At 68.3% G+C, this 23,382-nt stretch carries 20 protein-coding genes; 7 read left to right on the top strand and 13 right to left on the bottom strand.

What is annotated here, in order from left to right:
• Window positions 1–37 precede the first annotated feature (37 nt).
• Entirely contained in the window at window positions 38–1,732 is a 1,695-nt protein-coding gene (locus M1L58_RS05395; protein WP_248658110.1) for an HNH endonuclease signature motif containing protein, read from the top strand.
• Between the two features lie 101 nt (window positions 1,733–1,833).
• On the opposite strand, the gene M1L58_RS05390 is transcribed toward M1L58_RS05395, so the two are convergent.
• Window positions 1,834–2,769 carry an AraC family transcriptional regulator gene (locus M1L58_RS05390; protein ID WP_204717834.1) on the bottom strand — a complete coding sequence of 312 codons (936 nt, stop codon included), beginning with the start codon at window positions 2,767–2,769 and terminating at the stop codon, window positions 1,834–1,836.
• A gap of 248 nt (window positions 2,770–3,017) precedes the next feature.
• Between M1L58_RS05390 and M1L58_RS05385 the strand changes: the two genes are divergently transcribed.
• The gene (locus M1L58_RS05385; RefSeq protein ID WP_248658109.1) at window positions 3,018–4,229 is read left to right on the top strand and encodes a cytochrome P450; all 1,212 of its coding nucleotides are present in this window, start codon (window positions 3,018–3,020) and stop codon (window positions 4,227–4,229) included.
• A gap of 2 nt (window positions 4,230–4,231) precedes the next feature.
• Complete coding sequence (locus tag M1L58_RS05380) at window positions 4,232–5,254, top strand: 2Fe-2S iron-sulfur cluster-binding protein (RefSeq protein WP_248658108.1); 1,023 nt, start codon at window positions 4,232–4,234, stop codon at window positions 5,252–5,254.
• Window positions 5,255–5,414: 160 nt separating this feature from the next.
• On the opposite strand, the gene M1L58_RS05375 is transcribed toward M1L58_RS05380, so the two are convergent.
• The 3 genes from M1L58_RS05375 to M1L58_RS05365 all read right to left on the bottom strand — a co-directional run bounded on the left by M1L58_RS05375 (window position 5,415) and on the right by M1L58_RS05365 (window position 9,346).
• Complete coding sequence (locus M1L58_RS05375) at window positions 5,415–6,578, bottom strand: acyl-CoA dehydrogenase (RefSeq protein WP_006865281.1); 1,164 nt, start codon at window positions 6,576–6,578, stop codon at window positions 5,415–5,417.
• A gap of 159 nt (window positions 6,579–6,737) precedes the next feature.
• Window positions 6,738–7,433: a TetR family transcriptional regulator gene (locus M1L58_RS05370; protein ID WP_035751752.1), complete on the bottom strand. Its 696-nt coding sequence runs from the start codon at window positions 7,431–7,433 to the stop codon at window positions 6,738–6,740.
• A gap of 233 nt (window positions 7,434–7,666) precedes the next feature.
• The gene (locus tag M1L58_RS05365; RefSeq protein ID WP_248658107.1) at window positions 7,667–9,346 is read right to left on the bottom strand and encodes an AMP-binding protein; all 1,680 of its coding nucleotides are present in this window, start codon (window positions 9,344–9,346) and stop codon (window positions 7,667–7,669) included.
• 218 nt (window positions 9,347–9,564) lie between these two features.
• Between M1L58_RS05365 and M1L58_RS05360 the strand changes: the two genes are divergently transcribed.
• The 3 genes from M1L58_RS05360 (at window position 9,565) to M1L58_RS05350 (ending at window position 13,675) form a co-directional block, all read left to right on the top strand.
• On the top strand, window positions 9,565–11,616 hold the full coding sequence (locus M1L58_RS05360) for an acyl-CoA dehydrogenase family protein (protein ID WP_248658106.1): 2,052 nt from the start codon (window positions 9,565–9,567) through the stop codon (window positions 11,614–11,616).
• A 335-nt stretch (window positions 11,617–11,951) separates the two neighbouring features.
• Window positions 11,952–12,866 carry a manganese catalase family protein gene (locus M1L58_RS05355; protein ID WP_248658105.1) on the top strand — a complete coding sequence of 305 codons (915 nt, stop codon included), beginning with the start codon at window positions 11,952–11,954 and terminating at the stop codon, window positions 12,864–12,866.
• 92 nt (window positions 12,867–12,958) lie between these two features.
• A complete protein-coding gene (locus tag M1L58_RS05350; RefSeq protein WP_248658104.1) occupies window positions 12,959–13,675 on the top strand; it encodes a hypothetical protein in 717 nt (238 codons plus the stop codon).
• Here M1L58_RS05350 and M1L58_RS05345 read toward each other — a convergent pair.
• From M1L58_RS05345 to M1L58_RS05305, 9 genes are all read right to left on the bottom strand, one after another.
• On the bottom strand, window positions 13,657–14,340 hold the full coding sequence (locus M1L58_RS05345) for a DUF3093 domain-containing protein (protein ID WP_248658103.1): 684 nt from the start codon (window positions 14,338–14,340) through the stop codon (window positions 13,657–13,659). The two genes, M1L58_RS05350 and M1L58_RS05345, sit on opposite strands and share 19 nt — an antisense overlap.
• Entirely contained in the window at window positions 14,337–14,780 is a 444-nt protein-coding gene (locus M1L58_RS05340) for a hypothetical protein (RefSeq protein ID WP_006865289.1), read from the bottom strand. Before M1L58_RS05340 ends, M1L58_RS05345 begins: the two co-directional genes overlap by 4 nt.
• Window positions 14,777–15,598 carry a hypothetical protein gene (locus M1L58_RS05335; protein WP_248658102.1) on the bottom strand — a complete coding sequence of 274 codons (822 nt, stop codon included), beginning with the start codon at window positions 15,596–15,598 and terminating at the stop codon, window positions 14,777–14,779. The genes M1L58_RS05340 and M1L58_RS05335 overlap by 4 nt, the downstream gene beginning before the upstream one ends.
• A 64-nt stretch (window positions 15,599–15,662) precedes the next feature.
• Entirely contained in the window at window positions 15,663–16,640 is a 978-nt protein-coding gene (gene hemB, locus M1L58_RS05330; protein WP_248658101.1) for a porphobilinogen synthase, read from the bottom strand.
• Between the two features lie 72 nt (window positions 16,641–16,712).
• Entirely contained in the window at window positions 16,713–18,395 is a 1,683-nt protein-coding gene (locus M1L58_RS05325) for a uroporphyrinogen-III synthase (protein WP_006865292.1), read from the bottom strand.
• A 49-nt stretch (window positions 18,396–18,444) separates the two neighbouring features.
• On the bottom strand, window positions 18,445–19,389 hold the full coding sequence (gene hemC / locus M1L58_RS05320; protein ID WP_248658100.1) for a hydroxymethylbilane synthase: 945 nt from the start codon (window positions 19,387–19,389) through the stop codon (window positions 18,445–18,447).
• Window positions 19,386–20,762, bottom strand: coding sequence for a glutamyl-tRNA reductase (locus tag M1L58_RS05315; protein ID WP_006865294.1), 1,377 nt, complete (start codon window positions 20,760–20,762; stop codon window positions 19,386–19,388). The genes hemC and M1L58_RS05315 overlap by 4 nt, the downstream gene beginning before the upstream one ends.
• Window positions 20,759–21,586 (bottom strand): redox-sensing transcriptional repressor Rex, encoded by an 828-nt coding sequence (locus M1L58_RS05310; RefSeq protein WP_248658099.1) that lies wholly within the window; start codon window positions 21,584–21,586, stop codon window positions 20,759–20,761. The genes M1L58_RS05315 and M1L58_RS05310 overlap by 4 nt, the downstream gene beginning before the upstream one ends.
• 154 nt (window positions 21,587–21,740) lie before the next feature.
• Window positions 21,741–21,995 (bottom strand): glutaredoxin family protein, encoded by a 255-nt coding sequence (locus M1L58_RS05305; RefSeq protein WP_040535244.1) that lies wholly within the window; start codon window positions 21,993–21,995, stop codon window positions 21,741–21,743.
• A gap of 174 nt (window positions 21,996–22,169) precedes the next feature.
• Here M1L58_RS05305 and M1L58_RS05300 point away from each other — a divergent pair, with 174 nt between their 5' ends.
• A complete protein-coding gene (locus tag M1L58_RS05300) occupies window positions 22,170–23,369 on the top strand; it encodes an HAD family hydrolase (RefSeq protein WP_248658098.1) in 1,200 nt (399 codons plus the stop codon).
• Window positions 23,370–23,382 lie beyond the last annotated feature (13 nt).

Below are 23,382 nucleotides of genomic sequence, written 5' to 3'. Positions count from 1 at the left end.
GACAGGTTTTGTCAGACCCCTTTCGTATGGTGTTTTCATGGCTTTCGAGTTCGGCACCATCGACCCCGGCGGGGATCTCCCCGACGCGGGCTTCGACGTGTTCAAACCCCTGGACGGACTCTCGGCCGAAGCTCTGGTCAGCACGGCTGCGTACTCAGCGTCGATGAACGCCGCCAACACCTGCCGCACGCTGATCGCCGCCAGCCTGCTGCACGAACAGCGCGAAGAAGAATACCTACTGCGCCGCAGTGAGATCCACTCCGGACAAGCACGATCCGTCGACGACCTCCTCGACAAGACAGCCCAGGTGGTTGCCGGTACGGACCCGTATGAACAGTTCGGGCCCAACGGGTTCGAACAAGCCACCGCCGAACTCGGTGCCGCACTGACCATAACCGCGGCGGAAGCCCGCGACCTCATCCGCACCGGCGACGCCATGCGGTACCGACTCCCCCTGACCGGCACCACACTGGCATGCGGACGGATCGACCTGCGCCGGTTCATGATCGCACTCAATCGCACCGACTTCGTCGACAACGCCACCATGCCTATGGTGGACGCCGCGTTGGCCGAGACAATCCTGGCGCGCGATCCGATGTCGACGGCGCGGTTCACCACCATGGTCGACAAAACTGTCCACACACATGCTCCTGATGCGGTGAAACGCCGCAACGAACATGCCGCTGGTGATCGTGGGATCACGATCCGCCCGGATCGGCATCAGCCCGGCCAGTCGCGGATCGGCGGGCACCTGCCACATACTGATGCCGCCGCCCTCAACGCCCAGCTGACGGCCATGGCCACCGGCGTGCACACCGGCGACCCGCGCACCATGCCCCAGCGCCGCGCCGACGCCCTACTCGCCCTCGCCCACGGCAAACAAACCCTGGATTGCCGGTGCCCCGACTGCACACCCCCACCAGCCGAGCAGAACCTCGACACCCCCGAACCCGCCGACGCGGCAACACGCGAACCCGAGCCCACCCCCGTTGCTGTACCGGACGTGACCGACACCGCCGCAACTGAACCCGACGACAACGCGCCGGTCCCGGAGCCGACCGGCGACTGCACATGCACCTGCACCAGTTGCCGCGCACCCCGACCGACCTATCACATCGTGGGCAACCTGACGACGCTGGTCGGGCTCGACAACGATCCCGGCATGCTCGACGGCCACGGGCTGATCGACGCCCACACCATGCGCCGACTCTTCGCCGACGCGGTTCACACCTTCATCACCACCGGGGTGCGCACAGACCCGGCCGACGCCGACGCCCGGGCCGCGGCAGCCGCCCACACCTACGTGCCGAGCAAGAAACTGCAGGCACTGGTCCGCGCCGGCGAATTGTGTTGCACCTTCCCCGGCTGCAATCAACCGGTGTGGACCGTCGACCTCGACCACACCCACCCATACGACCACCACCATCCCGACCGCGGCGGAAAGACCCTCCAACACAACCTCAAACCGTTGTGCCGGTTCCACCACCGCATCAAAACCTTCAGCAGGTGGCGCGACTCCCAGGACGAGTACCTCGCCGTGTGGTTCGAAGCCCCCACCGGTCACACCTACCTGGGCAACCCGTACAGCGGGCGAGACCTGTTCGCATCGTTGAAAACCCAGCCACCCGATCATCCGGCTCGGCAACGACTCACCGACGAGCGCGCACACCGCACCGACACCCATCGTCGGCAACAAGCCGAATGGGACACCAACAACCCACCACCGTTCTGACACAGAACAAGTGAGTGGGCGGTTGACGGCCGGATTCGCGACGCCGACGGGGCTATTGCCTCCGCGGGAACGTGATTCTCGATGGGAGGCGCAACCCCCCACTACCGCCGATGCTCCGAGGGAGCGATCCCGTACCTCTTCCGGTAGGCGGCCGCGAACCGGCTCGGACTGGAAAAGCCCCATCGGGCAGCGACTTCGGCGACGGTTCCGGTGTCATCCGGAGAGAGCAGGTCGGCGCGCGCCCGACTCAGACGGATGTCGCGCAGCACCTGGGTGGGCGTGGCACCGACATGCTCGGCGAAGCCCTCCTGCAGTCTCCGGAGACTCGACCCACCGATCTCGGCCATGTCGGCCAGACGCCAGTCGCGAGCAGGATCGTCGTGCAGGGCATCGAGCACCCGCTTCACCATGCGCGGCCGCAGGCCTGTCCCAGCCTCTTCGGGCGAGACTGCGAGGATGAAGGCACTGCTGACCGCGCTCGCCAATTGCGGTCCGACGAGCGGATTGGCGAGTAGGTCGGCCGGCTCCCGCAGTTGCGCCGAGAGCGCACGGACGAGCGCGAACCACGACTGTTCGTCGGGCCCGGTGAGGTCGAGCTGGTGTGGGAGCAGCAGTTGCGACCTCAGCGGAGCCGCGCGGACGCGATCGGCCTCACGTTCGAGATATTCCGCGTCGAACTTCACCCCGACGACCTGGCAGTCGGCGGACCATCGGGTGATGAGCGACGGCCGGTCGGCGGTGAACACCGTGGCCTGACCGGCCTCCGACGTCGTGCGAACCGACCCGGCACGAGACTCGAGGACACCGCTGACGGGGATGTTGATCTCGTAGGCGTCGGGATAGTCGCAGGCTATGGAGACATCGGTCCCCCAGTTCAGCCGGCCGATGGTGACCGGCCCGAGGTCGACGGTCTGCAGGTTGAGTTCGAGTTGGTCGGGCGACGACAGCGCAGTCAGCTCATGCGGGAAGTACACCTGTTCGACGGCCCGGTGTGCCGCCTCCCAATCGCTGATCTTGGTGGTGCGCTGCGTCGACATGTCCTCTCGACCTCCAATCCCGCTCGAGCGCCGATCCCGCCGCACCCCCGGTGCGGCACCTGTGATTCAACCCTGTGCAGCAACCCACTCGCCAGGGGCCATGGAGACGTGCATCACAGCCGTCGCGCAATCGGTATCGATCCCGCGCATCGCGTATCGCCCCGGGGTCGATCCGTCCCTAACGTCTGCTCTCGCAACTCCCCGGCGACAGCTCGCCGATCAACCATCAACCGAGGTGAGGACGACCGATGACCAGCACCATCTCCTGGATCGACGACATCACGATGACCGAGCTCGAGCGCAATCCGTACCCGGTCTACGAGCGGTTGCGCGCAGAGGCTCCGCTGGCGTACGTGCCGGTGCTCGGCTCCTACGTCGCCACCACGGCCGAGATCTGCCGCGCCATCGCGACCAGCCCCGACTTCGAAGCCGTCATCACCAAGGCCGGCGGACGCACCTTCGGTCACCCCGCCGTGATCGGTGTCAACGGGCCGGTTCACGACGACCTCCGGTCGATGGTCGATCCCGCCCTGCAGCCACAAGAGGTCGACCGCTGGATCGACGATCTGGTCCGCCCGATCGCGCGCCGCTACCTGAGCGAATTCGAGGACACCGGGCGGGCCGAACTCATCGCCCGGTACTGCGAGCCGGTCAGCGTCCGCGCTCTCGGCGACCTTCTCGGCCTCCAGTCGGTCAGCTCGGACAAGTTGCGCGAGTGGTTCCACAAGCTGTCGGTCTCGTTCACCAACGCGGGCGTCGACGAGAACGGCGAGTTCACCAACCCCGAGGGCTTCGTCGAGGCCGACGCCGCCAAGGAGGAGATCCGCTCCATCGTCGACCCCCTGATCGACAACTGGATCGTCAATCCCGACGACAGCGCCATCTCCCACTGGCTGCACGACGGTATGCCCGAGGGGCAGACCCGCGACCGCGAGTACATCTACCCGACCCTCTACGTCTATCTCCTCGGCGCGATGCAGGAGCCCGGGCACGCGATGGGCTCGACGCTCGTCGGACTGTTCACGCGACCGGACCAGCTCGAGCAGGTCATCGACGAGCCCGCCCTGATCCCCCGCGCAATCTCGGAGGGCATGCGGTGGACCTCGCCGATCTGGTCGGCGACCGCCCGCATCGCCACGAAGGACGTGCAGGTGGCCGGCGTCGAACTCTCCGAGGGCTCGGTGGTCCTGATGTCCTACGGCTCTGCCAACCACGATCACTCCGTGTACGACGCGCCGTCGGAGTTCGACCTCACCCGACCCCCGCTGCCGCACCTGGCATTCGGCGCCGGCAACCACGCGTGTGCCGGTATCTACTTCGCCAATCAGGTCTGCCGAATCGGACTCGAGGAACTGCTGGAGGCCATCCCGAACCTCGAGCGCGACACCGGCTCCGACGTCGAGTTCTGGGGTTGGGGCTTCCGCGGACCGACGTCGCTGCACACCACCTGGGAGGTGTGACCATGGCGAGTGCGGAGACGTTCACGATCAGCACCGGGAAGTCCTCGGTGTCGTGCGGACCGGATCAGAAGATGCTCGACGCGTTCCTGCGCAACGGAGTGTGGGTCCCGAACTCGTGCAACCAGGGAACGTGCGGCACCTGCAAGGTCCGCGTCGTACGCGGAACCGTCGACCATCCGCCGGCCCCGGATTCCGTGCTCTCGGTCGCCGAGCAGGAACAGGGTTTCGTGTTGTCCTGTCAGACCATCCCCGCCTCCGACGTGGACATCGAACCGCCCGCCGAGGACCCCGGCTCACCGCGCCACGTGCTTCGCGACATCGCCGGAACCGTTGGAGCCGTCACGGAGATCGCCGCCGACACCGTGTCCGTGACGGTGCTCCTCGACCAGCCGCTGGAGTTCACGGCCGGCCAGTACGTCGAACTGATGGTCCCGGGAACCGGTGAGACACGGCCGTATTCGATGGCGAACCCGCCGAGCGAACCCGACAAGCTCGAGTTCCACATTCGGCGCCAACCCGGCGGGTTGGCGACGGAAGGATGGATCTTCGCGTCTCTCGACGTCGGCGACCCCGTCACGATGTCCGGACCGTGGGGAGACTTCTGCTACGAACCGGACGAGTCCGAGGGCCTGATCCTGCTGGCCGGCGGAACGGGTCTGGCGCCACTGAAAGCGATCGCCCGCGCGGCTCTCGCAGTTGACCCCGACCGCGAGATCCACGTCTACCACGGTGTCCGCACCCGGGCCGAGCTCTACGACGTGGACTTCTGGGAAGGACTCGCGGCCGCCCACCCCGGGGTCCGGTACATCCCGTGTCTCAGCCGCGAACAATGGTCGGGGCGAACCGGATACGTCGGTGACGCGATGATGGAGGACGTCGCCTCGTGCCGGAACCACGCGGCCTACCTCTGCGGACCGCCGGCGATGGTCGAGGCAGGGGTGAAGGCCCTCAAACGCCGCCGCATGTCGCCGCGTCGGATCAGGCGGGAGAAGTACACCCCCGCAGTCGGCCTCGTCCCGGCGTGAGCCGGCACGCCGCCTTTCCCGCGGGACCGCTTCCCTCCCGCGGTGTCGGCTTCCTTCCCGCTTGGCAGATCTGCCGAGCGGGAAGGAAACGGTTGCGCGGGAACGAAAACGCCCCGCCGGCGCAGGCCGGCGGGGCGAATCCAGTTGAGCCAGAGGGCGATCAGCGCAGCAGCGCGCGGCTCATGACGACGCGCTGAATCTGGTTGGTGCCCTCGTAGATCTGGGTGATCTTGGCGTCGCGCATCATGCGCTCGACCGGGAAGTCGCGGGTGTAGCCGGCGCCGCCGAAGAGCTGGACGGCGTCGGTGGTGACCTCCATGGCGACGTCGGAGGCGAAGCACTTCGACGCCGAGCTGATGAAGCCGAGGTTCTTCTCGCCACGCTCGGCGCGGGCGGCCGAGGTGTAGACCATGAGGCGAGCGGCCTCGACCTTCATCGCCATGTCGGCGATCATGAACTCGACGCCCTGGAACGAGCTGATCGGCTTGCCGAACTGCTTGCGGTCCTTGACGTATTCGATGGCCTTGTCGAGCGCACCCTGCGCGATGCCGACGGCCTGAGCGCCGATGGTCGGGCGGGTGTGGTCGAGGGTCTGCAGGGCGGTCTTGAAGCCGGTGCCCTCGTCGCCGATGATGCGGTCGAGCGGGATGGTGCAGTCCTCGAAGTACAGCTCCGCGGTGGGCGAACCCTTGATGCCGAGCTTCTTCTCCAGCGGGCCGACGGTGAAGCCGGGGTCGTCCTTGTGGACCATGAAAGCGGAGATGCCGTTGGCCTTCTTCTCCGGGTCCGTCACGGCCATGACGGTGTACCAGGTCGACTTGCCGCCGTTGGTGATCCAGCACTTGGAGCCGTTGAGGACCCAGTTGTTGCCGTCCTTGCGGGCGCGGGTCTTCATGCCGGCGGCGTCGGAACCGGCCTCACGCTCGGACAGCGCGTAGGAGGCCATGGCCTCACCGGAGGCGATGCCCGGGAGCACCTGCTGCTTGAGCTCGTCCGAGCCGTTGAGGATCAGGCCCATGGTGCCGAGCTTGTTGACGGCCGGGATCAGCGACGCCGAAGCGTCCACGCGGGCCACTTCCTCGATGACGATGCAGGCTGCGATCGAGTCGCCGCCCTGACCGCCGAACTGCTCGGGAACGTGGATGGCGTTGAAGCCCGACGCGTTGAGGGCGTTCAGCGCCTCCTCCGGGAAGCGCGAGTTCTCGTCGACGTCAGCCGCGTGCGGCTCGATCTCCTTCTCGGAGAGCGCGCGGATGGCCTCGCGCAGGGCGACGTGCTCCTCCGGAAGCTGGAAGACGTCGAAGTCGGGATTTCCGAAACCCATGACAACTCCTCACGGCACGGGGTGCCAAATTGGTGGTTATCTATCAGTGCATCACGGCACTCAGTGCCATGTCAACGCACCACAGCACCGGAGGAATGCGACCCACGCCACCAATTGTCCTCGCCGGGTCCGGTGTTGTCCGGAACCTGCCGGACTCGGTCAGGATTTCCGCAGCTGAGCGGCCACGCGACGGGCGACTTCGTCCGGCGGGGTACCCGCCGGATAGGTCACCACGGTGACCTGTTGAGACCCATCGTCGCCGGCCGCGGCCTCGGGACGGTCGACGTCGGCACCGAGTGCCACCGCGACTCGGGCGAGCTCACGCCGCAGACGATCGAGCGTGGCGTCGGTATCGCCGCGGATCATCTGGCGGAGCAGGTAGTTGTGCGTGCCGGTGATCGCCGCGACGTAGGCGACGATGCGGACCGGCGGCTCGTCGGGCAGCCTCCGGCGCAGGAACTCTTCGAAGGCGCCCTGATAGCGGTAGGTGGTGACGAGCTCGCGGTCGCGCAGCGCCGGCACCTCCTGCACCACCTGGGCACGTCGGACGGCCAGGTCGCGGTCGCGCCGGAAGTGACTGAAGACGACCTCGGCGGCCGCGCACACCGCCGACCACGGGTCGCCGTCGTAGCTCGCCAGGGTCTCGTCGACCTGCGCCAGCAAGGACTCGTGATCGGCGAAGATCACGTCTTCCTTGGACCCGAACTGGCGGAAGAACGTGCGGCGCGACATCCCGGCGGCCGACGCGATCTGCTCGACCGTCGTCGACTCGTAGCCGTGCTCGCTGAACAGCCGGATCGACTCGGCGACGACGAGCATGCGAAAGCTCGCGCTGTCGACATCGGCAACTGACATGGGTCAAGTATCACCACATGGGCGCCCTGGCGGGCGCACGACCCGGATCAGTTGTCGACGGTGCCGAGGTCCTAACGACCGAACGCGCCCGTGGTCCGCGGTGTCACCTCGACCTGTCCGTCGACCAACATCCCACGACGCGGCCCGAGCCGCGACCGCTTGGCCGCGAGGCCACCGGCACTGCGGCGCTTGGGATACGGATTCGGTTCCTGCCCTGCGTCGCTGGGCGTCGGTCACTCGGCGCGGGCTTGTGCACGCAGCTCGCCTTTCAGGACCTTGCCGGTCGGGGTGCGCGGCAGTTCGTGCGCGAAGACGATGTCGCGCGGCACCTTGTAGCCGGCGAGCAGGCGACGACCGTGCTCGACGAGCTCCTCGGCGGTCAGCGTGGCACCCGGCTGCAACAGGACGTAGGCGCGGGGCCGCTCGCCCCACTTCTCGTCCGCGACACCGATGACCGCGACGTCGAGGACGGCGTCGTGACTCACCAGTGCCTGCTCGACCTCGATGGTCGAGATGTTCTCGCCGCCGGAGATGATGATGTCCTTGGCGCGGTCGCGGAGCTGGATGTAACCGTCGGGGTGCATGACCCCGAGGTCGCCGGTGTGGAACCAGCCGCCCGCGAACGCCTTTCGGGTTTCCTCCTCGTCACGGAAGTACCCGGCCATCACGTTGTTGCCGCGCAGCACGATCTCGCCCATGGTCTCGCCGTCGGCGGGGACGTCGACCAGCGGCACCTGGTCGGCGACCACGACGCGCGCGGTCTCGGCCTGGACCATGCCCACTCCCTGACGGGAGAGCTTTGCCGCACGATCGTTGGGTTCCAGTGCGCCCCAAGCATCTTGGTACTCGCAGATGGTGTACGGGCCGTACACCTCGGTGAGGCCGTAGACGTGGACGACGGTCACGCCGATCGCCTCGAGAGAGCCGATCACGGTCGGCGACGGCGGCGCTCCGGCGGTGGTGATGTGCAGCGGGCGGTCCAGTCGGTGCGCACGCGGCGAGCCGACGATGGTGGTGCAGACGGTCGGGGCACCGCACATGTGGGTGACGCCGAGATCGTCGATCGCGTCCCAGATCGCGTCCTCGCGTACGGCACGTAGGCAGACGTGCGTGGCGCCGGCGTGGGTCACCGCCCACGGCGTGCACCAGCCGTTGCAGTGGAACATCGGCAGCGTCCACAGGTAGCGCGACGACCCGGTGAACTGGTTGTGGAAGGTCTCGCCGAAGGAGTTCAGGTACGCGCCCCGGTGGGTGTACATGACGCCCTTGGGCTTACCGGTGGTTCCCGACGTGTAGTTGATCGAGATGATCGTGTTCTCGTCGTCGACCGTCCACGGGATCGGCGTCGGATCGAGTTTGTCGGCCGCGGCGAGGTGATCGTCGTAGGAGATGAGCCCGTCGATGCCGGCGTCGGCGACCGGCGCGGGGGTCACGCCGGATTCGGGATCGGCGATCTCGACGACCGTCTCGACCTCCGGCACCTGGCCGATGATCGCGGACACGGTCTCCCGGAACTCGGCGTCGAAGTAGAGGGCCTTGGCCCCCGAGTGGTCGAGGATGTATACCAGCTCAGGTCCGGCGAGACGCGAGTTGAGGGCGACGAGGACACCGCCGGCCAGCGGCACCGCGTAGTGCGCGATCAGCATCTCGGGGATGTTCGGGGCCAGGTAGGCCACGCGGTCACCGGGCTTGATCTTCGACGCGAGCACCCGGGCGAGCCGCTGGACGTGGTCGGCGAACTCCGCGTAGGTGTGCCGGCGCTGCCCGTAGAGGATGGCGGCGCGGTCGGGGAACACCGCCGCCGAACGTTCCAGGAAGCGCAGCGGGCTCATCTCGGAGCGGTTGGCCCCGCCCCATTCCGTGGTCGAGGGGCCCGTGCCCGTCGCGGACACATCCTGGGTGGAGACCGACATCGTTCCTCCGTTTTCTCGCGACCGTGTGGCAGGACCGGGAGATTGTGACGGTCCATACGTGCGACGGCGATCCAAGGTACTGATCACATCGAAATGCCTGCACCCTCCGAAGTGGGGGTTCGATGCCGACACCGTGACCGGATTGGTGCACTCCCCGAGCCCGTAGTAGGCGCCACAAAAGGTGGGACGAAGGCGTGCGCACTACGTACGGTGGATCCATGGCAACTCCCACAGAGAGTCCCACCCCGTCGCAGCACACCCCGATCGCCAAGGAGCCGACCCCCGACGATCCGGTCACTCCTGCCGGCGTCTCCGCCGATGACGATCTGTCGGCCGACGAGCGCGCGCTGCTCGTCGACAACCTCCGGTTCGCCCTCGACGGCCGGTGGCGCGCCACCCGGGAATTCGTCCGCGAGAACTCCAACCGAGCCGACCTGCTCCCCGATCCCTCCCGCACGCTGGAGGAGGCACGCACCCACACCCTCGAGGTGATGCGGGAGCTGGCGTCGCAGGGCTTCGCATCCGCCGGCTTCGCCGCCGATCACGGTGGCACCGGCGACATCGGCTCCTCGATCACCGCGATCGAGATGCTCGGTTACGCCGATCTGTCACTGATGGTGAAGGCCGGCGTGCAGTGGGGTCTGTTCGGCGGCGCGGTCGAGAACCTCGGCACCAAGCGTCACCACGACAAGTACGTGCCCGGCATCATCAACCTGGACATCCTGGGCTGTTTCGCGATGACCGAGACCGGCCACGGCTCCAACGTGCAGGCCATCGAGACCACCGCCACCTACGACCGTGACGCCCGCGAGTTCGTGATCCACTCCCCCACCCCGTCGTCGCGCAAGGACTACATCGGCGGTGCGGCCGAGCACGCCCGATTCGCGGCGGTCTTCGCCCAGCTCATCACCGGCGGACCCGACGAGGAGCCGGAGGGGCGCGGGGTGCACTGCTTCGTCGTGCCGATCCGCGACGAGGACGGCAACGACCTGCCCGGCGTCACCACCAGCGACTGCGGTTACAAGGGTGGTCTCGCCGGCGTCGACAACGGTCGCATCATGTTCGACAACGTGCGCGTTCCCGCGGAGAACCTCCTCAACCGGTACGCCGACGTCGCCGAGGACGGCAGCTACAGCTCGCCGATCGAGAACATCAACCGTCGTTTCTTCACCATGCTCGGCACGCTGATCCGAGGCCGGGTGAGCGTGGCCGCGACGGCGGGTGCCGCGGGTCGCAAGGCACTGACACTCGCCGCCCGGTACGGCCTGATCCGCAAGCAGTTCGAGGCGCCGGAGGCCACCGACGAGATCACGGTGATGGACTACCTCGGACACCAGCGGAAACTGCTCCCGCTCATCGCCAAGTCGTACGCCATCGCGTTCGCACAGAACGAGATCGTGGCCGAGCTGCACGAGGTCCAGTCGTCGGCGCCCGACGACTCCGATGCGGGGCGCCAGCGCCAGCTAGAGGGGCAGGCAGCCGGCCTCAAGGCCTATGCGACCTGGCACGCCTCGCATTCGATCAATGTCAGTCGCGAGGCCTGCGGCGGTGCCGGGTACCTCGACGAGAACCAACTGTCGATCATTCGCGGCGACATCGACGTGTTCACCACCTTCGAAGGCGACAACACGATCATGATGCAGCTCATCGCCAAGGAACTGCTCTCGTCCTACTCCGATGACGTGCAGGGCCTTTCGGCGGGTGGTTGGGTCCGCTTCATCGCGGGGATGGCCCGCGACGTGGTCGCCGAGAAGACCGCCGTCCGGCAGGTGGTGCAGACACTGCTCGACAGCTCCGACGAGGACACCGAGAAGTCCGCACTCACCGACCGCAGTACGCAGATCCGACTCTTCCGCAATCGTGAGGACCACCTCGTCCGCACCTGTGCGCAGCGTCTGCGACGAGCCCTCGACGACGACAACGACGCCTTCGACGTCTTCAACAACGCACAGGACCACCTGCTGAAGGTCGGGCACGCGCACATCGAGCGCGTGGTGCTCGAGGCCTTCGTCGAGGGAATCGAGAACTGCGATTCCCGTTCTGCCGCAGAGCTGCTGGGCAAGGTGTGCGACCTGTTCGTCTACTCCGCCCTCGAAGCCGACCTGTCGTGGTTCATGATGCACCGCCACATCTCGGTGGAGCGGGCCAAGGCGGTCCGGCGCGGCGTCAACGAGTTGTGCCAGGAACTGCGTCCGCACGCACGGTCCCTCGTCGACGCTTTCGGCGTCCCCGAGGAACTGCTCCGCGCACCGATGCTCGTGAACGGCTGACCCCCGAGACGAACTCGATCTGACACTGCGCCCGGCCTGAATCACTCAGGCCGGGCGCAGTGTTTTGTGCACCCGTGTTTGGAAAGTCGGCAACTCGGGCACCACTGCCCCGACGCCGCGGTGAAGACACCGGCGCGGCGCTACCGAACGATTGCGCAGCCGTTCGACCCTCACGGTCGACGCTTGCCGCGAATCGTCTTGGGAACCAAGCACGCTCGTCGACGCCTGGGTCCGCGACCGCCACGGGACCGCCGCGATCAACGTCGATCGCAGACACCGAGTCCTGCCGGGCCTCATCCGCCGGCGGCTACACCACGACGACCGTCAGGGAAATCATGTTCCGCCATACCGATTACATGCAGTTCGACGTCAAGCCCGAAAAGCCCGACCCCGTCTACGCGCGCAAGCTGCAGGAACTGCTCGGCGGCGCCTACGGCGAGATGACCGTGACCATGCAGTACCTCATGCAGGGCTGGAACTGCCGCATGAAGGGAAAGTACAAAGACCTCATCATGGACATCGCGACCGAGGAGATCGGTCACGTGGAGATGATCGCCACGATGATAGCCCGCCTGCTCGAGGGTGCGCCGGTCACCAACGCGACCGCGAACGCACTCGGTGATCCCGTGGTCGCAGCGGTCCTCGGGGGTTCCGACCCCACCCAGGCCATCTTCTCCGGTGGCGGCCCGCGCCTCGCCGACAGCAACGGTGTGCCCTGGAACAGCGGGTACATCACCCACAGCGGCAACCTGCTGGCGGACTTCCACGCGAACGTGACCGCCGAGGCACAGGGGCGGGTACAGACCGCCCGCCTGTGGCACATGACCGATGATCCCGGCGTGAAGGACATGCTCCGGTTCAACCTCGCCCGCGACACGTTCCACCAGAACCTCTGGCTCAAGGCCATCGAAGAGCTCAAGGAGGACGGTCTGGAGGGCACCATCGCCCCGGACGACCTGTTCGACGAGGAGTACAGCGAGCACGCCAGCACGCTGTGGCATTTGTCCGACGGCGCCGACTCGGACAAGGGCGGCTGGGCCAGCGGTCCCACCCCGGACGGGCAGCACGAGTTCAAGTTCCTCGCCGACCCGCAGCCGCTCGGCGACCGCCAATCCGGTCCGCCGCCGGACCCGAAGCTCTACGCGACCTACGATGGCGCCATGGGAGACCCGCAGAAGCCGCAGTTCGGCACTGAGAAGGGTGTCATGGGCAAGATCAAGGACGTCGTCGATCCCGATCCGACCGGCTAGAAACCCGTCGTCGGTACGGCAGGCCGCGGACTCCCGAGGGGTTCGCGGCCCTGCCGTGTCGTCGGCGGTGCCGCTTCATCTACGGAGGTGCCATGCCTGACCTGCCAGATCTCATCACCACGCCGTTCCGCTGGCTCGGTGCCCTACGGCACGCCCGCGTGTTCCATCCGGACGGCCTGCTCTGCGGCGGCACGGCGTCGGTCTCCGGCGACCATCCGCTGCCCTTCCGATCCGGACCGGTCACGGTCCGCCTGTCGAAGGGCATCGGCACCCCGGGCGGCCTGCCCGACATCGTCGGTGTGGCCGTGCGGTTCCCCGCCGTGGCCCCGACGAACGCCCCCGCCGACGCTCCCACCCCGGACGTCACCGGCGACGCCGCCTCCGGCGCCTGGGACCTCCTGATGGCCGGGCCCGCACCACTGTCGGGTCGCCTCCCGGTGCCGCTGCCGGCCACCCACTGGGCCCCGACCGCCGTGTCGAGCCTGACGCCTTACCGCTATGACGGCGAGCTCTACTGGATTCGTGCCCGCATCATCGAGCCGACCGGTCCGTCGGGGCTGAATGTCGAGGATCTCGCCGCCTGCCTGCGCACCAAACGGCCGGTCGTCATCATCCTCGAAGCCGGGTTCGGACGGTTCGTGCCACTGGCCCGGATCGAACTCGATCACGTCCTGACCGGGCTCGACATCGACTTCGATCCGATCCTGCACCGTCCCGACGGGGTCGAGTTCGCGCCGTCCTGGCTGGGCGACCTGCGCCGCCGCGCTTACCGCGACAGCCGCAAGGGACGTCACTCGGTGGTGTCCTGACCCTCCGTGGGATCTTCCGGATCGGCCTTGCGGGATTCGGCCCTGGGGGATTCGTCCTTGCGGATGGAGGGCTTCTTCGCCGACGGCGGTAGACCCATCCGAACGGCGGCGTGTGCCTGCGTTAGTTCGCTGCGGAACACCTCGACGTCGCGCGCCCAGGCCTGGGCGAGGTCGCCGGAGGTGAGCCGCACCCCCACGCCTTTACGGCGCCGAGGCACCCCGTGGAGTTCACCGAGCGCGCGAGCGCTCTCCCAGTCCTCGGGTGTCGCGGAGTTGTTGGGCGGATAGATCTTCTCGATGTCGGCGAGCGGCGTCGTCACCGCCCCTTGCCGCAGCGTCGTCTCGGTGAGTTCGACGGAGACGTGGCGTCGGGCTGCGGACACCTGGACGAGAGAGAAGCCGAACAGGATCACCAGGAAGATGATGAGGACCGGCCAGTGCACCTGTCCCGGGCCGGCGATCTCCATGATCAGGACGGCGAGGACGAGCACGGGTCCGATGAGGACCACCCACCTGCTGCCGCCGGGTTCGTAGAAGAGAACCTCGCCCGGGTCCACTTCCGCTTCGGCCGCTTCGGGCTCGACCTCATCCGGTTCGGCCGCCTCGGGTTCGACCGGGTCGACCTCGTGGCCCGGGTCGCCTGGGTCCGGGGTCCCGTCGGTCACGGCTTCTTCTTGCGCGGCGTGCGCTGCTTCTTGGGTTCGGGCGCCTTGCCGGTGTACCAGGTCTCCGAGTCCGGTCGGTAGGCCAGCAGCGAGCCGAACAGCCCGATGATGCCTGCCAGCAACGCCAGCGCGAACACCGGCGAACCGAGACCGACACTGAGGAACAGCAGCATCGCGACGACGACGAGGGTCAGTGCCGACAACGACGACCGCCAACGTGCGTCACCCGTGAACGCCTTGCTGCCCAGCAGGATGTAGGCGACACCGACGATCAGGACGAGGATGCCGAGCGTCGCCGAGGACATCGACCCGGAGTCGTCGACCGCGGACAGGATCACCACGAGGAGACCGAGCACGGCCAGGAGTGCTCCCGACACCACCCAGCACCGGTAGGCCCAGACGACGAGTTTCGGACGCTGTGCCGGGTCGGGACTTGTCACTGCTTCTTCGGTCCTTCGCTGTCGGGGTCGGGGTTCTCGTGCTTGCGGAGGTCGGGTGTCCCACCGCGGTCGGCACCGGATGAACTGTCACCATACGGCGTGTCACCGGACTGCACCCCCGGCTGTGACGGAGATCCGTACGGATTCGGGGTCGTCTCGGGCGACGCCGGAGACTGGTTGTGGCCGTATGGATTCTGACCGTAGGGACCCTGGCCGTAGGGGTTCTGGCCATGAGGATTCTGACCATACGGATTCTGGCCGTACGGGTACGGGGCTGCGGCGGGCGGGACGGGCCGCGGCTTGCGTTCCGCCGCCATGCGCCGGCAGTACTTCTCGGAGTCACCCCGCATCAACAGCACCGTCGCGCCCAGTGCGGCGACGCCGCTGATGACCAGCGGCACCATCGCCCACGCCGGCTCGGTGTCGCCGAACAGCGAGAAGACCAGGTTGACGACGATGTAGACGCCCATCGCCCCCAGCACGATGCGGGCCCAGTTGTAACCCTTGCGGGTGAACCAGACGACCAGGGCGGTGATCGCGGTCAGGAACACCGACATCGCGACGAGTACGCCGACGACGAAACCGGACGAGGTCATGAACTGCAGCTGATCCTCGGAGACACCCTGCTGCGGGTTGTCGCGGATCTGATCGCGGACCATGTCGACGAAGGTGCCGGTCTGGGCGAACAGCGCGACGATCTGGCCGACGACGACCACCACCCACAATTCGACGGCGATGGAGATCGAATCCGGGATCGCCGGGCGCTGCTGCGCGTCGGGGTCGGACGAGGCGCGCATCGGGTCGAACGGTGCGGACATGGCACCAGCCTAATCGGACGCGACCCCGGCCCCGTGCACACGTCCCGGAGCCGCTGCGGTCAGCTCAGGAGAGCCGGTTCGCGACCTCGGTGGCCCAGTAGGTCAGGATGACCGACGCGCCGGCACGGCGGATCGAGGTCAGCGATTCCAGGATCGCGGCGTCGCGGTCGATCCAGCCCCGCTCGGCGGCGGCGGTGATCATCGCGTACTCACCGCTGATCTGATACGCGGCCACAGGGACGTCGCTCATCTCGGCGACGTCGCGCACGATGTCGAGGTAGCTCATGGCGGGCTTGACCATCACCATGTCGGCGCCCTCCTCGAGATCGAGGCGCACCTCCCGCAGCGACTCGATCCGGTTGGCCGCGTCCTGCTGATAGGTCCGCCGGTCCCCCTGCAACGACGAACCGACCGCCTCGCGGAACGGACCGTAGAAGGCCGACGCGTACTTGGCCGAGTAGGCCAGGATTCCGGTGTCGGTGAAGCCCTCGGCGTCCAGTGCCTCGCGGATGGCGGCGACCTGGCCGTCCATCATCCCGCTCGGCCCCAGCAGCTGGGCGCCGGCGCGTGCCTGCGCCAGCGACATCGACACGTAGCGGTCGAGGGTCACGTCGTTGTCGACGTGCCCCCGACCGTCGAGCACACCGCAGTGCCCGTGATCGGTGAACTCATCGAGACACGTGTCGGCCATGAGGACCGTCGAGTCACCGAGATCGTCGGTCAGCGCACGCAGGGCACGGTTGAGGATCCCGTCATCGGCGTCGGCACCCGAGCCGGTCGCGTCCTTGTCCTCGGCACGCGGCACGCCGAACAGCATCAGCCCGCCGACGCCCGCTTCGACGGCCTCGGCCGCAGCGGTGCGCAACGAGTCCATCGTGTGCTGGACGACGCCGGGCATCGACGAGATCGGCTTCGGCTCCTCGATGCCGTCGGCGACGAACATCGGCAACACGAGTTGCCGTGGCGCGAGGGTGGTCTCGGCGACCAGCCGACGCATCGCCGGAGTGGTGCGCAGCCGGCGTGGCCGGATCAGCGGTGCCATGTCGTCTCCTTCGTCTCACGGCCCTTCGAGGCTCGTCGCTGTCGCTCCTCACACCTCAGGGAGCAGAGGGGCTCACGAACGCGATCGACGGGACTTCTTGCGCGGCGGGGGCAGTGCGCCCTCGGCGCGGAGCCGGGCGGCGTGCTCGGCGAGAGCGTCGACCAGTTCGAGGACCGACGCGTTCTCCGGCTGCACGTCGACGCGCAGACCGAATTCCGTTGCGGTCTCGGCGGTCTTGGGACCGATGCACGCGACGATGGTGCGCGCGTGCGGCTTTCCGGCGATGCCGACGAGGTTACGGACCGTCGAGCTCGAGGTGAAGCAGACCGCGTCGAAGCCGCCGGTCTTGATCATCTCGCGGGTCTCGGCGGGCGGCGGTGCGGCGCGCACGGTGCGGTACGCGGTCACGTCGTCGATCTCCCAACCGCGGTCGCGCAGACCCTCGGACAGGGTCTCGGTGGCGATGTCGGCGCGCGGCAACAGGACTCGGTTCACCGGGTCGAAAACGTCGTCGTAGGGCGGGAAGTCCTCGAGGAGCCCCAGCGAGCTCTGCTCACCCGACGGCACGAGCTCGGGGTTGATGCCGAAGGAGCGGACCTTCTCCGCGGTGGCCTCGCCGACGCAGGCGATCTTCACACCGGAGAAGGCGCGGGCGTCGAGACCGAACTCGGCGAACTTCTCCCACACCGCGCGGACCGCGTTGGTGGAGGTGAACACGACCCACTGGTAGCGGCCGTCGACGAGTCCCTTGACCGCGCGCTCCATCTGCGCGGGACTCCGCGGCGGCTCGACGGCGATCGTGGGCACTTCCTTAGGGATCGCGCCATGGCTCACGAGGCGGTCGCTCATGTCACCGGCCTGGTCCTTGGTGCGCGGCACCAGCACGGTCCAGCCGTAGAGCGAGCGCGACTCCCACCAGGAGAGCTTGCCGCGCGAGCCGACGACCTTGCCGACGGTGACGACCAGCGGACCGGTCAGCGCATTGCCCTGCTCGTTGAGCGTGGCGAGGGTGGCCTCGATGGTGCGCTGGGCGCAGGTGGTGCCGTTGATGGTGATGGCCGCCGGGGTCTGCGGTGCCATCCCGTGCTCGGTCAGCGCGCTCGCGGTCTCGGCCAGGTGGCCGGAGGTGGCGTGCAGGACCAGCGGGCCCGGGGCGGCGGCCAGCGCGGCCCAGTCGACCTCGCCGCGCACGTCGGCCTCGGTGTGGGTCGACCCCAGCGGCATGCCGGCGTAGCTCGGGACGACCGAGGCGGCGGGCAGGCCCGGCAGCACCTCGAAGGTCACCGAGTGGCGGGCCACGGCATTGACCTCGGCGAGCACCGAATCGGTGGTCAGCGGATCGCCGGCGACGACGCGGACCACGTCGTCACCGTTGCGGGCGGCGGCCACGAGGGTCTTGGCGACCTCGGTCGGGTCGCCGAGTGCCGGGCGCACCACCGACTCCTCGTCGGCCTTGTCGGCGTCCGGGGCGGGTGCGGTGGTTGCATCGGCGGCGTCGGCGCCTGCTGCATCGGCACCGGCCTTCTCGTCCGCCTTGTCGGCCTTCTTGGTCGACCGGCGGGTGTTCGGTGCGGGTTCTTCGCGATGTGCGCTGCCGATCAGCGACACCACGGCGGCCGGGACATCGGGATCGATGTAGGCCGTGGTCGCATTGATGATCACGGTGCGCGCCCGCACGGTGAGCAGGTCGGGATCACCTGGACCCGACCCCACGAACAGGATCCGTCCGGGATTTGCCTTCTTCGTACGGCTCATGGGTTCGCACTCTCCTGCCCCCGCGTGGAGGGCTGCAGTTCGTTCTCTGCTAGGGAGAGTTGACGAGTTCGCCCGCTCCCAGCTCCAGCAGTTCGGCGGCGAGATCATTGCCCAGCCGGACGGCCCGATCGACCGGACCCACCACCGAAGCGCGGATCACATCGGATCCGTCCTCGGCCGCCACTGCCGCGCGGAGCGACAGTTCGGCGAAGATGCGCCCGTCCTCGTCGATCGACTCCACCACCTCGGCGATCGCTCCGACCGGCGCGGTGCACCCGGCCTCCAGGGCCGCGAGCACCGACCGTTCGGCCTCGATGGCCGCCCGGGTGGACTTGTCGTCCAACTCGGCGAGTATTCTCACCAGTTCGGCATCGTCTGAGCGGCACTCCACAGCGAGAGCACCCTGCGCCGGAGCCGGCAGCATGACGACCGGATCGAGCGCTTCGGAGACCACTTCGGTCCGTCCGATCCGCACGAGGCCGGCGCGGGCGACCACGACTGCGTCGAGTTCGCCGCTGGCGACTTTGCCCAACCGAGAATCTAGGTTGCCTCTTAGGGGGCGGATTTCCAAACCGAGACCCAATGCCTTAAGCTGTGCCGCCCGGCGGGGCGCCGAGGTTCCGATGGTCGATCCCGGGGGCAGTTCCCCGAGCACCAGCCCGTCCCGGCTGACCAGCGCATCTCGCGGGTCCACACGGGTCGGGACGGCCGCGATCGTGAGGTCGTCCTCGGGGGCCGTCGGGAGGTCCTTGTAGGAGTGCACGGCGACGTCGACCTCGTCGTTGCGGAGCGCGACGCGGATGGCGGTGGTGAAGACACCGACGCCGATCTCGGCGACCGGGGCGGCCGAGGCGTCACCGGCGGTCTTGATGATGACCAGTTCGGCGGGGTGTCCGGCGGCGGTGAGGGCGTCGGCGATGGTCTGCGACTGCGTCCTGGCCAGCAGGGAACCCCGCGTACCGATCCGGATCGGCGCGGTTCGGGTTTCGCTCATCGGTCACCCTGCTCGCCGGCCGCCTCGGTGGTCCCGATTCGATCGGGCGCCGAAACCGACTCTGCCGCACCTGGTTTGAGTTCGAACAATTCGCGCAGGGCCTCCGCATAGTGGTCGCCGTTCGGCGTCGACGCGAGCTGCTTCACGCGCACGGTCGGCGCGTGCAGCAGCTTGTCGACGACGCGTCGGACGGTCTTGGCGACCTCGTCGCGCTGGTTGTTCTCGAGGTCCGGGAGCCGGGTCTCGAGGCGCAGGATCTCCGCTTCCACGACGTCGGCGGCGCGCTGACGCAGTGCGGCGACGGTCGGGGTGACCTCGGCCTGGCGCTGATGGGTGAGGTAGTCGGCGAGCTCGGCGGCGACGATCGACCGGGCGGCGAGGGTGTCGTTCTCGGCCGCCTGGGTCTCGGAGTCGCCGCGCAGACCTTCGATGTCGACGACGTGCACGCCGGGCAGGCGGGCCGCGGCCGGGTCGACGTTGCGTGGGAGTCCGAGGTCGCAGATCACCATCGGGGTGGTGTCGCCGTTGCGGTTCCGCTCGGCGAGAGCCGAATGCACCGCACCGACGCTGACCACCGAGCCGACCGCACCGGTACAGCTGACGACGACGTCGGCGGCGGCCATCGCGGCCGGCAGCTCGTCGAGGCCCACGCCGTGCACGGTGATGCCGTGGTTGGCGGCGATGTTGTCGGCGAGGTGGCGGGCGTTCTCGACCGTGCGGTTGACCACCGACAGCTCGGTGACGCCCTCACGCGCCAGCTGGGCGGTCGCGAGGCCACCCATGGCACCGGCGCCGACCACCACCGCGGTTCGCAGGCGGTGCGCCCCGGTCGCCGGGTCGGTGAGCAGCGACTTCGCGCGATGCAGCGCCACGGACACGACCGACGCGCCGGCCCGGTCGATGCCGGTCTCGGTGTGCACCCGCTTGCCCACGCGCAGAGCCTGCTGGGCGAGCTCGTGCAGGACGCGGCCGGCCGAGTCGTTGGCGTCCGCGCTCAGGTAGGCGTTGCGGATCTGGCCGAGGATCTGCTGCTCGCCAACGACGAGCGAGTCGAGACCGGCGGCAACGGTGAAGAGGTGTTCGACGGCGGCCTCGGAGTAGCGCACGTAGGCGTGCCGGGTCATCTCGTTGACGGTCATGCCCGAGTGGTCGCCGAGTACCTCGCCGACCGCCTCGAGAGCCGGGTGGAAGGCATCGACGACGGCGTAGATCTCGACGCGGTTGCACGTCGAGACGACCATGGCCTCGGAGATCGCCCGTGACGACAGCAATTCGTCGACCAGCTTCGGACGGTCGTGGTCGGAGACCGTCAACCGCTCGAGCACCTCGACGGGCGCACTGCGGTGCGACACCCCGAACAACAGAACACTCACGCTGTCACCGTTTCTTCACCCATTGCTTTTCCGCGGCGTCGGTCGGCCGCCTTCACCTCGCGATGCACACCGACGGCGCTGCGTGAGGAGATCTTGAGGTCGTTCCGCGGGGCCTGCGAACTGCCACGAGAGGCCTGGAACGTCAAAACCTGTAGTTCCAAGGCTAGATCAACTTGTCTCACGACGACATCCGCCTCCGTCGTCAGCGCCACCGGGGTGACGTTCAGCACTTGCCGTACGCCAGCCTCGACGAACGCGTCGAAGGCGTCCCGGGCGTCCTCGTCGGCGGTCGCGACGACCCCGATCTCCACCGCGGGCTCGACCTCGGCGCAGACCGCCGCGATCTCGGCGAGGGGGGCGATCCGCGGGCCTCCGACCTCGAGTGATGTGCCCACGAGGGCCGGATCGGCGTCGAACATCGCGGCCACCCGGAAGCCGCGGCCGAAGCCGGTGTGGGCGAGCAGGGCGCGTCCGAGCTGTCCCGCGCCGGCGAGGGCGACCGTGTGGATGCTGTCGGTGTGCAAGGTCATCGAGATGCGGGCGGTGAGACGACCGACGTCATATCCGACGCCGCGGACACCGTTCGCGGCGACATAGGAGAGGTCCTTGCGGAGGATGGCGGGGTTCACGCCGGCCGCGGTGGCCAGTTCCCCGCTCGATGCCACCAGGACGCCGCGCTGACTGAACGAGCGCAGGACGGGCAGATATGTGGCCAGACGGGCCACCGTGGGGGCCGGGATGTCGGTGGCGACCGCGGCGGCGGGCGGCGGCAGCGCGGACGCGGGAGGGTCGGCGTCGCCGGGCTTCTGACGATCGGCGCCCACGCTCACCTCCGCTTCCCTTCGCACAGCACGTTCCATCGAGGATATAACCCGCTGTGAAACTCTTCACATGGGCCCTCACGGATCCACGGTCTGTGTTAAACGCAACAGCTTCTCCGCGATGGCGGATCGGTTGATGTCCCGCGATCGGAAGTGGTCAGCCGCGGCGCGCGAGGTCGGTGCGCAGCCGGGGCTCGTCGACCTCCCAGTAGCTGTGCTCGTCACCGTCGAGCAGCACCACCGGCAGCCGGTCACCGAATTCCGCGCGGATCTCGGGACGGCCGTCGGCCGCGGCCCGGTCGACGTCGACCTCGGTGAACTCCACCCCGAGCTCGCCACAGATCCGCGTCAGGTCGCGACGGGCGGTCGCGCACATCTGGCATCCCTCACGGGTCAGCAGTTCCACGGTCATGGGGTCCATACTCGCAGCGCTCCCCTCCCACGATGACGCGGCCCCGGACCGGTGACGAGGACCACGGCCCGGGCGCGCCGGAACCGCCCGGCGGCGACGCTGATCGTCGTGTGTGGCCGCTAGGCTGGACCGCGCAGGCAGTGCTGGCGCCAGACGCGACGTGGGAGGTGGGCAGTGGGCAACACCCCGGGCCCGGGAGACGAACGACCCGACAACCCCTCCGACGCCCCTGTGCCCGGCGCAGCCGGGTCCGAAACCCCTGTGCCCGGCGCAGCCGACCCCGAAACCCCTGTGCCGAGATCCGTACCGGCCGACTCCGGTGCCACCCCGCTGGACACCGGCGAGGACTGGGAGTCACAGGCAGCGCGCATCGAGTTCGACGACGACTTCGACGAGGACGGCGAACTCCACGACATCGCCGGGGACGACGAGACCCACCGGGTCACCACGTGGATCTCCCAGCGGGCCAGCGCCGCGACCGGCCGCTTCCGCCAGACCGCCCACGAACTCCGCCAGACCCTCGCCGGCGAGGCGAGCGCGAAGGCCGCCGTCGACTCGCTCCGGTTGCGCGAACCGTCCGACATCGAGCCCGGCGAACCCCCGCGCGACCTGACCGCGGCCGCTTTCTTCGACGTCGACAACACCCTCGTCCAGGGTGCGTCGATCGTGCACTTCGCTCGAGGTCTCGCCGCCCGCAAGTACTTCACCTACGGCGACATCATGGATTTCGCGTGGACCCAGGCGAAGTTCCGGATCACCGGCAAGGAGAACGCCCGCGACGTCGCCGAGGGCCGGGAGAAGGCACTCTCGTTCATCGCCGGACGCCAGACCTCAGAGCTCGTCGAACTCGGCGAGGAGATCTTCGACGACTACATCGCCGACAAGATCTGGCCGGGCACACGCGCTCTGGCACAGCGCCACCTCGACGCCGGTCAACAGGTGTGGCTGGTGACCGCGACGCCGGTGGAGCTCGCGCAGACCATCGCCGACCGGCTGGGACTCACGGGTGCGCTGGGGACGGTCGCCGAGAGCGTCGACGGCGTGTTCACCGGGCGTCTCGTGGGCGACATCCTGCACGGGCCGGGCAAGGCCCATGCGGTGCGCGCACTCGCCATCCGCGAGGGCCTCAACCTCAAACGCTGTACCGCGTACTCGGATTCGCACAACGACGTGCCGATGCTGTCGCTGGTGGGCAAGGCCGTCGCCATCAATCCCGACACGGACCTACGCGACGTCGCCAAGGTGCGTGGATGGGAGATGTACGACTTCCGGACAGCACGCAAGGCGGCGAAGTACGGTGCCGGTACCGCCATCGTGCTGGGCGCTGCCGGTGGTGGTGCCGCGGCCGCCGCACGGCTGCTACGACACCGCTGAACGACGCCTCGTC

The organism is Gordonia sp. C13 (assembly GCF_023218005.1).
GTDB lineage: Bacteria > Actinomycetota > Actinomycetes > Mycobacteriales > Mycobacteriaceae > Gordonia > Gordonia namibiensis.
This window is presented reverse-complemented; position numbering and strand designations above follow the sequence as displayed.

What these genes read in the sequence shown, in the direction of transcription:
- hemB (WP_248658101.1), bottom strand. Translation starts at nt 16,640, where the DNA reads ATGGCACCGCTGATCCGGCCACGCCGGCTGCGCACCACTCCGGCGATG.
- M1L58_RS05305 (WP_040535244.1), bottom strand. Translation starts at nt 21,995, where the DNA reads ATGACCGTGGAACTGCTGACCCGTGAGGGATGCCAGATGTGCGCGACC.
- M1L58_RS05325 (WP_006865292.1), bottom strand. Translation starts at nt 18,395, where the DNA reads ATGAGCCGTACGAAGAAGGCAAATCCCGGACGGATCCTGTTCGTGGGG.
- M1L58_RS05365 (WP_248658107.1), bottom strand. Translation starts at nt 9,346, where the DNA reads ATGTCGGTCTCCACCCAGGATGTGTCCGCGACGGGCACGGGCCCCTCG.
- M1L58_RS05385 (WP_248658109.1), top strand. Translation starts at nt 3,018, where the DNA reads ATGACCAGCACCATCTCCTGGATCGACGACATCACGATGACCGAGCTC.
- M1L58_RS05380 (WP_248658108.1), top strand. Translation starts at nt 4,232, where the DNA reads ATGGCGAGTGCGGAGACGTTCACGATCAGCACCGGGAAGTCCTCGGTG.
- M1L58_RS05395 (WP_248658110.1), top strand. Translation starts at nt 38, where the DNA reads ATGGCTTTCGAGTTCGGCACCATCGACCCCGGCGGGGATCTCCCCGAC.
- M1L58_RS05335 (WP_248658102.1), bottom strand. Translation starts at nt 15,598, where the DNA reads ATGTCCGCACCGTTCGACCCGATGCGCGCCTCGTCCGACCCCGACGCG.
- hemC (WP_248658100.1), bottom strand. Translation starts at nt 19,389, where the DNA reads ATGAGCGAAACCCGAACCGCGCCGATCCGGATCGGTACGCGGGGTTCC.
- M1L58_RS05375 (WP_006865281.1), bottom strand. Translation starts at nt 6,578, where the DNA reads ATGGGTTTCGGAAATCCCGACTTCGACGTCTTCCAGCTTCCGGAGGAG.
- M1L58_RS05370 (WP_035751752.1), bottom strand. Translation starts at nt 7,433, where the DNA reads ATGTCAGTTGCCGATGTCGACAGCGCGAGCTTTCGCATGCTCGTCGTC.
- M1L58_RS05350 (WP_248658104.1), top strand. Translation starts at nt 12,959, where the DNA reads ATGCCTGACCTGCCAGATCTCATCACCACGCCGTTCCGCTGGCTCGGT.
- M1L58_RS05390 (WP_204717834.1), bottom strand. Translation starts at nt 2,769, where the DNA reads ATGTCGACGCAGCGCACCACCAAGATCAGCGATTGGGAGGCGGCACAC.
- M1L58_RS05360 (WP_248658106.1), top strand. Translation starts at nt 9,565, where the DNA reads ATGGCAACTCCCACAGAGAGTCCCACCCCGTCGCAGCACACCCCGATC.
- M1L58_RS05355 (WP_248658105.1), top strand. Translation starts at nt 11,952, where the DNA reads ATGTTCCGCCATACCGATTACATGCAGTTCGACGTCAAGCCCGAAAAG.